This is a genomic window from Mesobacillus campisalis (assembly GCF_000986785.1).
In the GTDB taxonomy this organism is placed as follows: Bacteria; Bacillota; Bacilli; order Bacillales; family Cytobacillaceae; genus Mesobacillus_B; species Mesobacillus_B campisalis.
Genome location: NZ_LAYY01000057.1, coordinates 1 through 646 on the forward strand (window position 1 = coordinate 1; position 646 = coordinate 646).

Annotated in this window: 2 rRNA genes; both read right to left on the reverse strand. The window is 48.9% G+C overall.

The features are described from left to right. A 23S ribosomal RNA gene (locus tag WQ57_RS22240) occupies positions 1–80 on the reverse strand; the annotation flags it as partial. 225 nt (positions 81–305) lie between these two features. Beyond that, positions 306–646 (reverse strand): 16S ribosomal RNA (locus WQ57_RS22245); the annotation flags it as partial.

Sequence of the window (646 nt, forward strand, 5' to 3'; positions counted from 1 at the left end):
CGAAGCATATCGGTGTTAGTCCCGTCCTTCATCGGCTCCTAGTGCCAAGGCATCCACCGTGCGCCCTTTCTAACTTAACCTTGCGGCAAATACTTGCCAGGTTTCTCTTTTTCAATCAAAAGAGAGAAAAACTAAAATGGCGATACTCGGTTTTATTGCAATTGCCTTCTTACATACGATTATCCAGTTTTCAAGGGACAAAAAAGTTCTGAGAGAATTGCTCCCTCAAAACTAAACAAACAAGCTCATCAACATTACGAACCGAAGGTTCGCATTCCGAATGTCCTAAAAGACATTATCCTTAGAAAGGAGGTGATCCAGCCGCACCTTCCGATACGGCTACCTTGTTACGACTTCACCCCAATCATCTGTCCCACCTTAGGCGGCTGGCTCCAAAAGGTTACCCCACCGACTTCGGGTGTTACAAACTCTCGTGGTGTGACGGGCGGTGTGTACAAGGCCCGGGAACGTATTCACCGCGGCATGCTGATCCGCGATTACTAGCGATTCCGGCTTCATGCAGGCGAGTTGCAGCCTGCAATCCGAACTGAGAATAGATTTATGGGATTGGCTTCACCTCGCGGCTTCGCTGCCCTTTGTTCTATCCATTGTAGCACGTGTGTAGCCCAGGTCATAAGGGGCATGA